Source organism: Arthrobacter sp. BF1, assembly GCF_056680215.1.
The window spans coordinates 1,345,226-1,359,586 of sequence record NZ_CM155271.1; the positions used below are offsets into that span (position 1 = coordinate 1,345,226).

12 protein-coding genes are annotated in these 14,361 nt (G+C 65.2%); 4 read left to right on the forward strand and 8 right to left on the reverse strand.

The features are described from left to right. Window positions 1-4 precede the first annotated feature (4 nt). From deoC to nirB, 5 genes are all read right to left on the reverse strand, one after another. Entirely contained in the window at window positions 5-730 is a 726-nt protein-coding gene (gene deoC / locus AC1MCD_RS06405; RefSeq protein WP_498676914.1) for a deoxyribose-phosphate aldolase, read from the reverse strand. A 109-nt stretch (window positions 731-839) separates the two neighbouring features. Then, a complete protein-coding gene (locus AC1MCD_RS06410; RefSeq protein WP_498676916.1) occupies window positions 840-1,700 on the reverse strand; it encodes an FAD-dependent oxidoreductase in 861 nt (286 codons plus the stop codon). Window positions 1,701-1,848: 148 nt separating this feature from the next. Further along, window positions 1,849-2,994: a uroporphyrinogen-III synthase gene (locus AC1MCD_RS06415; protein ID WP_498676918.1), complete on the reverse strand. Its 1,146-nt coding sequence runs from the start codon at window positions 2,992-2,994 to the stop codon at window positions 1,849-1,851. Window positions 2,995-3,008: 14 nt separating this feature from the next. Continuing rightward, window positions 3,009-4,043, reverse strand: coding sequence for a uroporphyrinogen-III C-methyltransferase (gene cobA, locus AC1MCD_RS06420; protein WP_498676920.1), 1,035 nt, complete (start codon window positions 4,041-4,043; stop codon window positions 3,009-3,011). Between the two features lie 2 nt (window positions 4,044-4,045). After that, window positions 4,046-6,676, reverse strand: a complete 2,631-nt coding sequence (gene nirB, locus AC1MCD_RS06425) for a nitrite reductase large subunit NirB (RefSeq protein ID WP_498676922.1) — start codon at window positions 6,674-6,676, stop codon at window positions 4,046-4,048. A gap of 294 nt (window positions 6,677-6,970) precedes the next feature. Here nirB and nirD point away from each other — a divergent pair, with 294 nt between their 5' ends. Next, entirely contained in the window at window positions 6,971-7,345 is a 375-nt protein-coding gene (gene nirD / locus AC1MCD_RS06430) for a nitrite reductase small subunit NirD (protein ID WP_498676923.1), read from the forward strand. 9 nt (window positions 7,346-7,354) lie between these two features. Here the strand turns inward: nirD and AC1MCD_RS06435 are convergent, their stop codons facing one another. Both AC1MCD_RS06435 and AC1MCD_RS06440 read right to left on the reverse strand, forming a co-directional pair. Continuing rightward, window positions 7,355-9,169 carry a phospho-sugar mutase gene (locus tag AC1MCD_RS06435; protein WP_498676925.1) on the reverse strand — a complete coding sequence of 605 codons (1,815 nt, stop codon included), beginning with the start codon at window positions 9,167-9,169 and terminating at the stop codon, window positions 7,355-7,357. A 63-nt stretch (window positions 9,170-9,232) separates the two neighbouring features. Beyond that, a complete protein-coding gene (locus AC1MCD_RS06440) occupies window positions 9,233-10,051 on the reverse strand; it encodes a purine-nucleoside phosphorylase (RefSeq protein WP_498676927.1) in 819 nt (272 codons plus the stop codon). A 116-nt stretch (window positions 10,052-10,167) separates the two neighbouring features. On the opposite strand from AC1MCD_RS06440, the gene AC1MCD_RS06445 reads away from it, so the two are divergent. Together AC1MCD_RS06445 and AC1MCD_RS06450 are read left to right on the forward strand one after the other, a co-directional pair. After that, complete coding sequence (locus AC1MCD_RS06445; protein ID WP_498676928.1) at window positions 10,168-11,586, forward strand: NAD(P)H-quinone dehydrogenase; 1,419 nt, start codon at window positions 10,168-10,170, stop codon at window positions 11,584-11,586. A gap of 87 nt (window positions 11,587-11,673) precedes the next feature. Next, window positions 11,674-12,213: a flavodoxin domain-containing protein gene (locus AC1MCD_RS06450; RefSeq protein WP_498676930.1), complete on the forward strand. Its 540-nt coding sequence runs from the start codon at window positions 11,674-11,676 to the stop codon at window positions 12,211-12,213. An 18-nt stretch (window positions 12,214-12,231) separates the two neighbouring features. On the opposite strand, the gene AC1MCD_RS06455 is transcribed toward AC1MCD_RS06450, so the two are convergent. After that, on the reverse strand, window positions 12,232-12,927 hold the full coding sequence (locus AC1MCD_RS06455; RefSeq protein WP_498676932.1) for a hypothetical protein: 696 nt from the start codon (window positions 12,925-12,927) through the stop codon (window positions 12,232-12,234). A 170-nt stretch (window positions 12,928-13,097) separates the two neighbouring features. Between AC1MCD_RS06455 and AC1MCD_RS06460 the strand changes: the two genes are divergently transcribed. Beyond that, the gene (locus AC1MCD_RS06460) at window positions 13,098-14,276 is read left to right on the forward strand and encodes a toll/interleukin-1 receptor domain-containing protein (protein ID WP_498676934.1); all 1,179 of its coding nucleotides are present in this window, start codon (window positions 13,098-13,100) and stop codon (window positions 14,274-14,276) included. Window positions 14,277-14,361 lie beyond the last annotated feature (85 nt).

A 14,361-nucleotide genomic window follows, 5' to 3' on the forward strand; every position in this document is an offset into this window, starting at 1 on the left:
GGCGTTAGTAGCCGGCTGAACCCTGTTCACCCTTGACGATCGCAATGCCGGAGCTGGCACCAATACGTGTTGCACCTGCAGCAATCATAGCCTGAGCGTCTGCCAGGGAACGCACCCCGCCGGAGGCCTTGACGCCCAGCTCAGGACCGACAGTCCGGCGCATCAGGGTGATGTCTTTCGCAGTGGCGCCCCCGCCGTTGAACCCCGTGGAGGTCTTAACGAAGTCCGCCCCCGCTTCAACTGCCGCCTGGCAGGCCAAGACCTTCTGGTCGTCGGAGAGAAACACCGTCTCGATGATGACCTTCAAGATGGCGCCGCTGGCGTGGACGGCTTCGGCGACGGCGGAGATATCATCCACCAAGGCGCCCTTGTCCCCGGCCCGCGCGGCCGCGATGTTGATGACCATGTCGATTTCATCGGCACCGTCGAGCACGGCACCGCGGGCTTCAAAGGTCTTTACATCCGTAGGAGTCGCCCCCAAGGGAAAGCCGATCACCGAGCACGTCAGCACCCCGGAACCCTTGAGTGCGGTCTTGACCGTCTTGACCCACACGGGGTTCACGCAGACAGACTTGAAGTGATATTCGGCGGCCTCGGCACACACCTTGAGGATGTCCGCTTCGCTGGCTTCAGGCTTGAGCAGCGTGTGGTCGATATAGGACGCGATGTTGCCCGGCGTTGAGTCAGTACCGGCTCCGCGCTGGCCGGCAGAAGTGGCTTCGTTGCTCATGATGGTCCTTTCCTCGTGGCCTTGCGGGCCGCTGGAGCCACGGAGTGCGTGGCCATTCAGATGACCATCTTGTCATAGCAGCACCCGCAATCAGCCAGCAGGAAGGCGGTCAGGCGGCTGCCTGGAGGGCAGCATCAGCCGAGGACGCGGTCATCAGCTGCGCGGCACAGGCACCGGCCGCTGAAGCCGCGGCGACCAGCAGTCCCAGCCTGACGCCGTCGAACGTTGCGGCGTCACCGATTGCCCAGATCCCGGGCACCGAAGTGCGGAAATCCTGGGTGATGGCGATCCCGCCGCCGGGCGCTGTCCGCAGCCCGGCGGTGGCGGCGAGTCCGTCGAGGGAAACCCGTTCCTCGGCCAGGACCACGAGGTCGCCGTTCATGGTGCTGCCGTCCGGAAAGACAATCCCGGCGGACTGCAGTCCCGGGCCGGGCGTCCGGGGCGTCACCGCGGCGGGTCGCATGGTGGTGCGGACGGGCCGGACGCCGCGGGAGCGCAGCACAGCCTCTGCCTGTCCTGCCGCGGCGCCGGTGCCCACCAGGATTCCCAGCGGCCGCCTGCCCAGTTCCGCACTCAGGTCCTTGACGGCTGATCCAATGCGGGCGGCGTCGTCGATGGTGGAGTAGCTCAGGCAGTGGTCCGAACCCTCCACGGGGGCTTGCTCGGGTGCCGAACCGGTGGCGATTACCAGGTGGTCGTAGCCGAATTCCATGCCGTCGGCCGTGGTCACCGTCCGTGTTTCCGCCTCGATGTAGCTGGCGGGCTGGCCGCACCGGAGTGACACCTGGGGGTGGGCTGCGAGTTCCAGGAGTTCCGCCGAGACGTCGTCGCGGTTGCTGAGGACGGTGATCGTGCCGGTGAACCGGGCCCGGTCCAGCTGGCTGACGAGCGCCTGGGCGGCGGGCCCCGCGCCTGCGATGACAATGCGGGTACCGGTGGAGGTGGATGTGGAGGGAGCCGGAGCGGACATGTGCTGGCCCTTTCGCTGGCGGCCGCGGAACGGCCGGAACTTCGTGATGGTGCCAGCGTAGGCGGCTCGTTTTTCCGGCGTGTTTCGCCGTCATTGCAGGTTCAACGGGGCGCGTTCGCCAATGTTTACGCGCCAGTAATGGCGTGGGTCACACCCGGATCCGGTAGCCCCGCTTGACCACTGTTTCCACGAGCCGGCCGTCCGGCAGCGAGGAGCGGAGCCGGCTGACGGTCATGTCCAGGGCATGGACTGAGCCCCGCAGTTCAAGCAGGTCCGAGAGCGCTTCCCGGGAGAGTACCGCCCCGCCGGCCCCCAACAGGGCGCGCAGCAGCAGCAGCGGCGCCGGGGCCAGCTCAACAAGCTGCCCGTCCACCCGGAGGCTTCGGCCGCGCAACTCGATGTTGCCGGAGCCGGTGTTCAGGCGCCGGACGTGGTTCAGGGCGAGGTGCTCGCACACCAGCCGGATGAGGGCACCCATCCGGAACCGCTCGGGAATGAGCGGGGTGACACCGGCGTCAAGCAGCGGCTGTGCAGTCACGGGGCCAACTACAGCCGTGGTGACGTTGGTCTTGAGGCTGTGGATCAGCTCCTTATAGACGCCCATTTCGTGCGCGGTGCTCCACATGGCGTCAACGGCGGGCGCGCTCGTGAAGGTGAGTACATCAAGGTTCCCGCTGCACGCTGCCTCGATGAGGCGCGGAAGCCGGTCTTCGCCGTCGGGCTTCACCCAGCGGTAAGGGGTCACGGTCAGGACGGTGGCACCGGACATGCGCAGGCGTTCCAGCTGCCGCACATCCGTGTAGCCGTGGAGCTGCACGGCCACAGTCTTGCCCCGCACCCCTTCTGTAAGCAGCATGTCCACCAGTGTTGCAGTGGTTTCGTCGCTGCTGATGCCGACGTCGGCGAGACCGGCCGCGCGGACGGCACCACGTGCTTTGGGGCCGCGGACGAACATCCGGCACGAGCCGAGCGTCTCCAGCAGTTCCTCCCCGATCCCGAAGGAATCGGCCGCCTCGCACCAGCGGCGCATTCCGTACGCCGTGGTGGCGATGCAGATGTCCGGGCGGGCGGCGATGATGGCCTTGGTGTCCTCGATGAGGCGGATGTCCTCCTGCACGGGCGCGATTTTCAGCGCCGGGGCGTGCAGCACTTCCGCGCCGCGGCGTTCCAGAGCCTCGATGAGGTCCCGGGAGCGCCGGTGCGAGGTGACGCCGATGCGGAAACCCTCCAGCGGAGAGCTTCCGGCGTCCGATGCTTCGTCTGCCTCAGGTTCTGCCGGTGCCAGTGCGTTCATGGGGGTCAATCCTTTCACGAACCCAGCAGCGAGGCCGCCAGCCTGTCGAGGTCGGCGGCAGCCTCGGCATGGCCCCGGTTGGCTTCGGCCACCCGGACCACCTCGCCGATAACCAGCACAGCGGGGTTGCTGCACCCGGCAGCGGCGGAGGTGATGGTGCCCAGGTCAGCGATGGTGGTGCGCTGGCCGGGGCGGTAGCCGCGTTCGACGACGGCCATGCGCATGTCGGGGCGCATGCCGGCTTTGCGGAGCCCGGCTGCGAGCTGGTGCAGGGTGCCGATGCCCATCAGGACCACGATGGTGCCGCCCAGGCCTGCCAGGTGAGTGTGCTCTTTCTCGGTCAGCGGCGCGTGGCCGGAGACCACGGTAAACATGTGGCTGACCTCGCGGTGCGTGACCGGGATGCCCGCGGCTGCCGGGACTGAGATCGCGCTGGTGACACCCGAGATGACGCGGACGGGGACGCCTGCCGCGACGCAGGAGGCCACTTCCTCGCCGCCGCGGCCGAAGACGTAGGGATCGCCGCCTTTCAGCCGGACCACGTTGTTGCCTTCCAGGGCGGAAGCCACCATCAGCTTTTCGATGTCAGCCTGGCTGACCTTGTGGTGGCCGGGCTTCTTGCCCACGTCCACGAGTTCGGCCGAGGTAAGGATCGGCAGGTCCTGGCACGGGGCCAGCCGGTCGTAGAACACCACATCGGCGTCGCGGAGGGCGTTGACGGCGGCGACGGTCAGCAGCTCGGTGGTGCCGGGTCCGCCACCCACCAGGGTGACCTGGCCCACGGGCCCGGCGGCCGGTTCGGCCGCTACCGGGATTCCTGTTGCGCGGCACCGGCCGAGCAGGGCCTCCCAGCCCGGCTGGCCGTCGTCGACCGCGGCGACCAGGAAGGGCCGCTCGGGGACCGGGCCGTCATGCGCGGCACCCTGCGGGGTGCTGAGGCGGTAGACGACCGCGCCCGCGGCTTCGTAGCGGCGGACCGCCTGGCGGGCGGCGTGGTCGGAGCCGGTGACCAGGACTTCACGGCCGGTGAGATCAATGCTGAGCTGCATGGCTATACCTCGTTCTCGTCGCGGGGTCGCATGGGGATGGAGGCGCCGATCAGGACCTTGCCCTTCTCCTCCGCCGTTGCAGGCCGCATCTGGCCGCGCTCGTCGGAGACGAACGTGATGGAATCGTCCTTCTGGTCCGGGGCGTTGACGAAGGAACGGAACCGGCGCAGGCGCTCGGGGTCCTTCAGGGTGTCGGCCCACTCGTCCACGTAGGTGTCGACGTGCTTTTCCATGGCGGCTTCGAGTTCCTCGGCGATCCCCAGAGTGTCCTTGACCACCACATCCTCGACATGCTTGATGCCCCCGTCGAGCTCTTCCTGCCAGCGCGCGGTGCGCTGCAGGCGGTCGGCGGTGCGGATGTAGTACATGAAGTACCGGTCGATGTACTTGATCAGCGTCTCATCGTCCAGGTCCTTGGCGAGCAGCTGGGCGTGTGCCGGGGTGGCACCGCCGTTGCCGCCGACGTACAGGTTCCAGCCGTCGGCGGTGGCGATAACGCCCACATCCTTGCCGCGGGCTTCGGCGCATTCACGGGCGCAGCCGGAGACGCCCATCTTGAGCTTGTGCGGGCTGCGGAGGCCGCGGTAGCGGAGTTCGAGCTGGATGGCCATGGCCACCGAGTCCTGCACACCGAAGCGGCACCAGGTTGAACCCACACAGGACTTCACCGTCCGCAGGCTCTTGCCGTAGGCCTGGCCGGATTCGAAGCCGGCGTCCACCAGTTCCTTCCAGATTTCCGGAAGTTCCTCCAGACGGGCACCGAACATGTCGATCCGCTGGCCGCCGGTGATCTTGGTGTACAGGTTGTACTTCTCGGCCACGGCGGCGATGACGCCGAGCTTTTTGGGGGTGATCTCGCCGCCGGCGATGCGGGGGACCACCGAGTAGGTGCCGTCCTTCTGCATGTTCGCAAGGGCGCGGTCGTTGGTGTCCTGCAGGGTGCCGCGGCCGGCGTCCAGGACGTAGGCACTGTTCTGGCTGGCCAGGATGTTGGCGATGGTCGGCTTGCAGATGTCGCAGCCGGCCCCGCTGCCGTACTTGGCCATGATCTCCTCGAAGGAAGTCAGTTCCAGGACGCGGATGGCATCGAAGAGTTCCTGGCGGGAGAGTTCGATGTGCTCGCAGAGGGCCTTGGAAACTTCGACGCCGGACTTGGTCAGCTCGGTTTCCAGCAGCTTCTTGAGCATCGGCACGCAGGACCCGCAGCTGGTGCCGGCGCGGGTGCAGCCCTTAAGCTCGCCGAGTTCCTGGACGGGGGCGTTGCCGTCGCAGGCGCCGCAGCCGTTGACGGTGTCGCGGATGGTGCCGGCGGAGACATTGTTGCAGGAGCACAGGATGGCGTCGTCCGGCAGTTCAGTGTCCGGGGCGTCGCCGCCGCCGGCCGCCGTAAGGTACGCGCCGGGCTCGGCGCTCAGTTCGCGGCCCAGGAGCGGGCGGAGGCTGGTGTAGGGGCTGGCGTCGCCCACAAAGATACCGCCCAGGAGGGTCTTGGCATCATCGGTGGTGACGATCTTTTGGTAGACCCCACGGGCGGGGTCGGCGTAGACGATCTCGAGTGAGTGCTCGGTCCTGGCGAAGCCGTCACCGAAGCTGGCCACGTCCACGCCGGAGAGCTTGAGCTTGGTGGCGGTGTCGAAGCCGGGGAAGGTGGCCTCGCCGCCGTGCAGGCGGTCGGCCACGATCTCTGCCATGGTGTTCGCGGGGGCAACCAGGCCCAGGCACATGCCCTCGAAGTTGGCCACTTCACCGATGGCCCAGATGCCGGGTACCTCGGTGGCGCAGTAGTCGTTGATGACCACACCGCCACGCTGGCCCAGGCTGAAGACCTGTTCGTCGCCCTCGGCGGCGCGGAAGAGTTCGTCGCGGGGCCGGACGCCGATGGCCACGATGACCATGTCTGCATCGATGATGCGGCCGTCGGCCATCAGGACGCCCGTGACCTGGCCCTCGTCGTCGGACAGGACTTCCGACGGGTAGACGCCGCCGTGTACTTCAAAGCCTTTGGCCTTGATGAGCCGGCCCATTGCCTGGCCTGCTCCTTCGTCGAGCTGCGTGCCCATCAGCCACTGCGAACCGTCGATGACGATCGGGTTGGCGCCGAGCTGTTCCGTGCCGGCGGCCGATTCGAGCCCGAGGAGGCCGCCACCGATGGTGACGGCGTTGACTTTGCGGCCCAGCTTTTCGGTGAGCTCGGTGACGGCCTTGTTAATGGCCCACACGTCTTCAAGCGTGCGGTAGACGTGCGTGAGTTCGTTGCCGGGGATGGGCAGGCGGGCCGCATTCGAGCCGGTGGCGACCACCAGGTGGTCGTATTCGAAGGTGCTGCCGGCTACGGTTTCCACCGTCCTGGCTTCGGGATTGATTTTCACGACGCGCTCGCCGGTCTTCAGCTCCAGGGAAGTGTGGTCCCACATGGAAGCTGATCCCAGTGTCAGGTCCACGTCGGTGTCCGTGAGGGCTTTGGAGAGGGCCACGCGGTCGTAGGGCAGGTGGGCTTCCTCAGTGAGGACCGTGACATGCCAGCCTTCGAGGCCACGGGAATGCATGGCATCGGCGAAGCGGTGGGCAGCAGGGCCGCCACCGGCGACGACGACGCGGCGCGTGTTCTCTGTGCTTGAAGTCTGTTCGGTCACTGTGGGCCTTTCGCATGGGCCGCAGACGGTATTCTGCGACCTTCTCTGACGAGGTGTCCATTCAGACTACGGAGACGCAGTTTCGCTTCAGTTTCCCAATTGTTTCGTGGGCTTAACTTCTGCATCACGAACGCATTTCCGATCGGGTGAGTTCTCTTTTACCCATCGGACACATTCACTGCACGCCGTTGAAACACCCGGTGCCTACGTTGTTAGTACGGCCGCGAAGGTCATGAGGTCACACAAACGTGGCCCCGACAATCAGACTGACAAGCACGGGGAGTTGAACCGGATATGACGGCAACACTGGAATTAGGGGCACTCGCCGCCGACACCATCGAGATCGGTATTGGCTGGCACCGGGTTTGCGCTGTGGCTGAACTCGAGCTCGCCTGGGGCGAGGCAGCACTCATCGCCGGCCGCCAGGTAGCCCTCTTCAGGACCGGCCCCAGTGAGGTTTTTGCGGTGGCACACGAGGACCCGGCAACCGGCGCCCACGTGATGGCCCGGGGCATCCTGGGATCCCGCGGCACCAGGCCGACCATCGCTTCGCCGCTGCACAAAGAGGTTTACGACCTGGAAACCGGTGATTGCTTCGGTACCGCGGCCGTGCGCCTGGAAACGTTCCGGACCCGCATTTCTGACGGCTTTATCGAAGTCGAGGTCTAGCAGGCACCGCTAAAGGCCGAGGGCCTCGCGGACATCGCCGATCACGGCATCCAGGGCGAGCCGAGCGGCCTGCCTGGCCTCCGGAAGTTCGGCTGCTGACTCCACCGGATGGAGGACCTCCAGGTAGCACTTGAGCTTCGGTTCCGTGCCGCTGGGCCGGATGATCACCCGGGTCTGGTCACGGGTCAGGTACAGCAGGCCATCGGTGGGCGGCAAGTGTTCGCTCCCTTCGGCCAGGTCCACAAATGTCTCCACGGCGGAAGCGCCGAACGACTCAGGCGGGGTGACGCGCAGGCGGTTCATCATGGCGTCCAGCAGGCCCAGGTCAGCCACCCGGATGCTCAGCTGATCACTGGCGTGCAGGCCATGCTGGAGGTAGAGCTCATCCAGCGTGTCGAAGATGGTCTTGCCGGCAGCCTTGGCGGCGGCAGCCATCTCGGCGATGAGGACCGCCGCCGAGATGCCGTCCTTGTCCCGGACCAGGTCCGGCGCCACACAATAGCCCAAGGCTTCCTCATAGCCGTACAGCAGCCCGGGTACCCGGGAAATCCACTTAAAGCCGGTCAGTGTTTCCTCATGGGCGTAGCCGGCTGCCGCGGCGATGCGGGCGAGCAGCCGCGAGGACACGATGGAATTAGCGAACACGCCGGCTGGTCCGGCGCCCGCTGATTCGCCGCCGTCGGGCGTTTCGGCCCCGGCTACTCCAGCACCGTCAAGTCCAGCGCTGCCCGCCGCAAGACCGTGGGCCGCCGCGAGACGGGCCACGATATGAGCCCCCAGCAACGCCCCGACCTCATCCCCGCGCAGCATGCGCCAGGCGCCGGTGTCCGGGTCCTTTGCTGCCACCGCGGCACGGTCTGCGTCGGGATCGTTGGCCAGGACAATGTCGGCGTCGAGGCGGGCGGCGGTCTCGAGTGCCAGGTCCAGGGCGCCCGGCTCCTCCGGATTGGGAAAACTCACCGTGGGGAAATCCGGATCGGGCTCGGCCTGTTCAGCCACCAGCGTGACGTCGGCAAAGCCGGCGGCCGTCAACACTGTCACGGCCGTTTCACCGCCGACGCCGTGCATGGGGGTCAGGACGATGCGCAGGTCGCGGGAGGGGAAAAGGACAGGATCCGCGAGTGCCGCCGTGGCGCGTTCATAGTCAGCGGCCACGGAAGGGTCCAGCACCGTCCAGCCGTCCGCGGCGAGGGCGATGGAATCCAGCGCCCCCACGGCCTCAATCCGCGCGGCAATCCGTACGTCGTAGGGCGCCACGACCTGCGCTCCGCGTCCGCTTTCCTCCACGGTATGGCGGCCCAGGTACACCTTGTAGCCGTTGTCCTGCGGCGGGTTGTGGCTGGCGGTGACCATCACGCCGCCGTCGCAATCGAGGGAACGCACGGCGAAGGCGAGCAGGGGAGTGGGCAGTGCGGCGGGCATCAGGAAGGTGTCAATCCCGGCAGCGGTGAAGATGGCCGCCGTCTCCTCGGCGAAGATGTCCGAGTTATGGCGGGCGTCGTAGCCGACGACGGCGCGCGGCCGGGTTCCCGGCGCAGCCTCACCGACGGCGTCGGTCAGGAAGGCGGCGAGTCCGGCGGCGGCGCGGCGCACCACCACGCGGTTCATCCGGTTTGGCCCGGGTCCGAGGGCGGCGCGGAGGCCGGCGGTGCCGAACTGAAGGGTGCCGCTGAAGCTGTCGGCGAGTTCCTGGTTGGCGGCGGCGGAGCCGTCCTCCGCCAGTTGCAGCAGCTCTTTGAGCGCGGCGGCCGTGGCTGGATCCGGATCTTTGGCCGCCCATTCCCGGGCGTGGCTGAGCAAGGAGGCGGCATCGGTGGACGTCATGGGGTCAACGCTATCGTCATTGCTCGCGGAACGGTCCCGGACACTCGCCGCAAGTGCGCTGTTCTAAAGCTTCGCGATGATCCCGGCCAGCAGTTTAGAGATGCGCGGCCCGGCTTCCTGGCCTGACTCGAGGACTTCCTGGTGGCTCAGCGGCATGGCGCTGATGCCGGCAGCGAGGTTGGTCACCAGGGAAATGCCGAACACCTCCATGCCCGCATGACGGCCCGCGATGGCTTCCAGGGCCGTGGACATGCCCACCAGGTCCGCGCCGATCCGCTTGGCAAACTGCACCTCGGCCGGAGTTTCGTAGTGCGGTCCGGAAAACTGGACGTACACGCCCTCATCCAGCGAAGGATCCACTTCACGGGCGAGGTCCCGGATGCGGGAGCTGTAAAGATCTGTCAGATCAACGAAGGTGGCACCCTCAAGGGGGGATGTGCCGGTGAGATTGATGTGATCTTTGATGAGTACGGGCGTGCCCGGAGTCCAGCTATCGTTGATGCCGCCGCAGCCGTTGGTAAGGACCAGGGTTTTGCAGCCGGCGGCCGCCGCGGCGCGGATGCCGTGGACTACAGCACGGACCCCCTTGCCTTCGTAGAAGTGTGTCCGCGCGCCCAGGACCAGCGCGCGCTTGCCTTCCTTGGTCAGCACGGAGCGGATGGTACCCACATGCCCCACCACGGCCGGGGCGTGGAAGCCGGGGACCTCGTCCGCGGCCAGGGTGGCAGTGGTTTCGCCGATCAGATCGGCGGCCTCGGCCCAGCCTGACCCCAAAACCAGCGCGACGTCGTGGCTGGCCACTCCGGTCTTCTCGGCAATGTAGTCAGCGGCGGAGCGCGCGGCGTCGAAGGGGTCAGTGTTCAGGAAGTCTGTATTACTCACTGGTACAAGTTATCGTGCTGCCGCCCTTGTGCACAGCGTCACGGGTGCCGGTGACATGCACCATGATCCGGGCTTTTTGTTGGTGTCCCGGCGAGATGGAGAGAGAATGGTTGATTGTGACTACGCATCCAGATTTCAGCTCACCCCGGATCGCAATCCTGGGAGGTGGCCCCGGCGGATATGAAGCTGCCATGGTCGCGGCCTCCCTGGGGGCGCAGGTCACCATCATTGAACGTGCCGGACTGGGCGGTTCGGCCGTGCTCACCGACGTCGTTCCCTCCAAAACGCTCATCGCGACTGCGGACCTGATGACCCGCGTTGGGGAGGCGGGGGAGCTGGGAGTGAAGTTCGACGTCGACGGCGGCGACTTTGTGCCGGTGATGCACGCTGATCTCAAACACATCAACGACCGCCTTCTTGGCCTGGCCCGCCAGCAGTCACAGGACATCACCTCCGGGCTGCAACAGCACCAGAACATCCGCATCCTGATCGGATCCGGCAAGCTGGTGGATAGCCACACCATCGAGGTCCTGACAGCGGACGGCACGCAAACTGTGGAGGCCGACACCATCCTGCTCGCCGTGGGTGCACACCCGCGGGAGCTGCCCACGGCCCGGCCCGATGGTGAACGCATCCTGAACTGGGCGCAGATCTACAACCTCGATGAGCTTCCCGAGGAACTGATTGTGGTGGGCTCCGGTGTGACCGGTGCGGAATTCGCCTCCGCCTACAACGGCCTTGGCTCCAAGGTGACGCTGATTTCCAGCCGCGACCGTGTGCTGCCAGGGTCGGACACCGACGCCGCAGTGGTTCTTGAGGAAGTCTTCGAACGCCGAGGGGTGCGGGTCCTGTCCCGCGCCCGCGCCGAAACCGTGGAGCGGACCGACGACGGCGTGGTGGTCACCCTTGGAGACGGGTCGAAGGTCACCGGCAGCCACTGCCTGGTCTGCGTGGGCTCCATCCCCAACACCGCCGGCATCGGCCTCGAAGAGGCCGGCGTGGAACTCAGCGAGAGCGGCCATATAAAGGTCGACGGCGTCTCCCGCACCACCGCGCCGAACATCTACGCCGCCGGTGACTGCACCGGTGTCCTGGCGTTGGCTTCGGTGGCCGCCATGCAGGGCCGGATCGCGATTGCCCACTTCCTGGGCGACGCCGTGACGCCCATTAAGCTGCACCAGGTGGCGTCCAACATTTTCACGTCCCCGGAAATCGCCAACGTCGGTGTCTCGGAGGCAGAGATCCAGTCCGGCAAGTACCAGGCTGACGTCATCAAGCTGTCGCTCAAGAGCAACGCGCGCGCCAAAATGCGCAATGCCAAGGACGGCTTCGTCAAGATCTTTGCCCGCAAGGGCTCCGGCACCGTGATTGGCGGTGTGGTGGTGGGACCGAACGCCTCCGAACTGATCTTCGCTATCTCCATCGCGGTGAAGCAGAAACTCCACGTGGACGACGTCGCCAGCACGTTCACCGTGTACCCGTCCCTGAGCGGCTCCATCTCGGAAGCCGCCAGGCGCCTGCACGTGCATATGTAGCCCGTCTGCCGGGCGTGTCCGTCCAGCACCTGGGACGGGGGACGTTCGGCCCTACTTCCTTACGGAACGGCGCGGACACACTGAAGCATGGCCAAGATCTACATCCCTTACGGGAGCGTTGAAGGACAGACCGCCCAGATTGTGGAGTACGTTGCCGACGTGATCCGCGCCCACGGGCACGAAGCGGAAACCGTGGACCTCAAGCACTCCGCAGACACCATCCCGGACGGTCAGGACGCCGACATCGTGGCGGCGTCCGTGCACATGGGCAAGCACGAGAAGTTTGTACTCGACTTTGCCCGCAAGAACCGGCCGGACCTCGAGCGGCTCCCGTCCGCCCTGATCTCCGTGAGCCTGGCCGCCCACGGAGACGAACACGACGCCGAGGGTTATGTGGCGGAGTTCGAGGAGCAGTCCGGCTGGCATCCCGCCCACGTGGGGATTTTCCCGGGCGCGCTGCTCTATACGCAGTACAACTTCCTCAAGCGCCAGCTGATGAAGAGAATCACCAAGGACAAGGGCTCCACGGATCTGGACACGTCCCGAGACTACGTCTACACGGAGTGGGACGGCGTGAAGCGTTTCACCGAGGATTTCCTGGCAGGAGTCACCGGGCCGTCCAGTTAGGACCCGGGAGTAAACCGTCTAGGACCGGGCGTAGGCCGGCACCACGTCTCCGGGCGCAAAGGGCTTGAACCACTGCTCGAAGCCCAGGTTGTCGGTGTCTATTTCGGCAGCGTCGGGGCCGTCCGCGTACAACGCTGCGCTGTCCGCGTCTTCGAGAAGGACCTCCTCAACCTGGGCCCGCCATTCCTCCGGCAGGTCCAGTTCGTAGATGTCCTCTGTGATTTCCGCCTGGTCGAGCAGGCAGCGGACGGCGAGTTCGGCAGCGATGCAGCCGGGAGCGGCCCAACCGCGGCCAAGTGAGGCAGCGACATCGGAGGCGACGACCAGGAACTTCCGCGTGAATCCGGCGTCGTAACTGGACGAGAACTGCGGCGGCAGCGAGGACAACACATAAGACTTGGCGATGCCGGACGGTGTGACGGCATCCAGCCCGCCCAGGGTTTCGAGATCGCGGAAGAGCTGGTCGAGCAGAACGCCAGACGAGTTCCAGAGGAGGCCTGCCAACAGGCGGGTCTGGCTTACGGCCTTGTGCCGGTCCTCGGCCGTGACCTCAGCCATTTCGGCCAGGTCTTCCGGGGCGAACTCGAGCAGCTGTTCCGCGGTCATGTCGTCCGGGTGCGGATCAAGGCCTAGCAGTTCCAGGCTCAGTCCGGTCAGGTTGCCCGCGTCAGCCAGCAGTTCTTCGGTGATGTCGTCTTCGTCGTCGGCATTCATGGCCCCGATGCTACCGCCCGCCTGCCGGCATACCGATTCGCGTTACGCATCCATGTCCACGGTGGGCGTGTACATGCCCGGCCTGCCCAAAATGGAGCAAGTCATACCGGGTCTCTTGAAGTACAACCAAAACAGGTCGTTTCTCTTCATGAAGCCTATATCCTTACCGAATGGAAAGTACCGCTAGTGCGTTTTGGAGCTATACGCATGAGGATGATGAGCGATTGGGCGGCGCCATCACAAGGCTCGCCAAGCGGCTGGGCAACGAATATGCAGTGTCCAGCGGTGACGACCTCGACCTGTTTCTAGACCGGCAAAGTCTGGATTGGGGAGACGCCTGGAGGCAGAAAATTGACGCGGCCCTTGGAACGGCCCCTCTATTTATTGCAATCGTGACTCCGAAGTTTGTCAAGAGTGCGGAGTGTCGGCGCGAACTCCTTAGTTTCATCGGTCAGGCCGAAAGTCGTGGTTTCAGCCGTCTCCTTTTGCCAATACTTTTCATTGATGTCCCTGGCCTTAATGAAAACAACCCGGACGAAGTACTTGCAATTCTAGCCAGGACGCAGTATGTGCCATGGACGCGGCTCCGGCTTCTCGCTGAGGATTCGTCAGAAGTACGCACGGCGGTGAATACCCTTGCACTACGTATCATGCAACTGCAAGAGGAAGCTGACGAGTCGATGCTGGCCGTTGAGAAGCGCGTGGAAGAAAAAGAGTCAGCAACCTTGGAAGAAGTCTTCGGCGTTATTCACGATCGGATGCCAGCCTGGGCAGACGCCGTAGAGTCGGACGGCCTCCGTCACGCACAGTGGAATGGTGCAGTAGTGCAAGCTGAAAAGCGCGCAGAGCGGGCTGCTATGGCGCCGGGACGCAAAGGATCGCTGTTGTCCGTATATACGAAGCTTGGCGTACAAATAGAGCCGCTGGCGGCCAAGCATCTGGAGGACGCACAGACATACCACCGCCTTACTATTGAGCTTGATCCATATATTGCGTCTGCTGTCAGAATGATTTCGCAGAAACCCTGGTTATCCGAGTTGCTGGACGAAGCCCGAGGTTGGATTTCGGAGGCCATGCTGCAGATTATCGTCGGCAAAAATGTTCCCGCCGACGGTGTCAAAAACCCCCACCACGGGAAGCGGACTGACACTGACACTGGCTTCCTAGTTGGACGCGATTGGAAGGAGTACGGTCCGAACTTGAGACGCGCCGCAGCAGTCATGGACGAGGCGAGTCTGTTCGTAACTGAGGCTAACGAAGTCGTGACGGGATGGAAGAGGAGCCTAGACGGGCTGGGGAAAGAGCAGGCGAGCCGGGTGAGCCCAACAATCCCTGATAAGACGGCATAGCTCATCAAGCGGTCGCTAAATTTGGGGCGCACCCCCGCAAACCTGTCTACATCTGGTGATTGGAACGAAAGGGGTAGACCGGCAC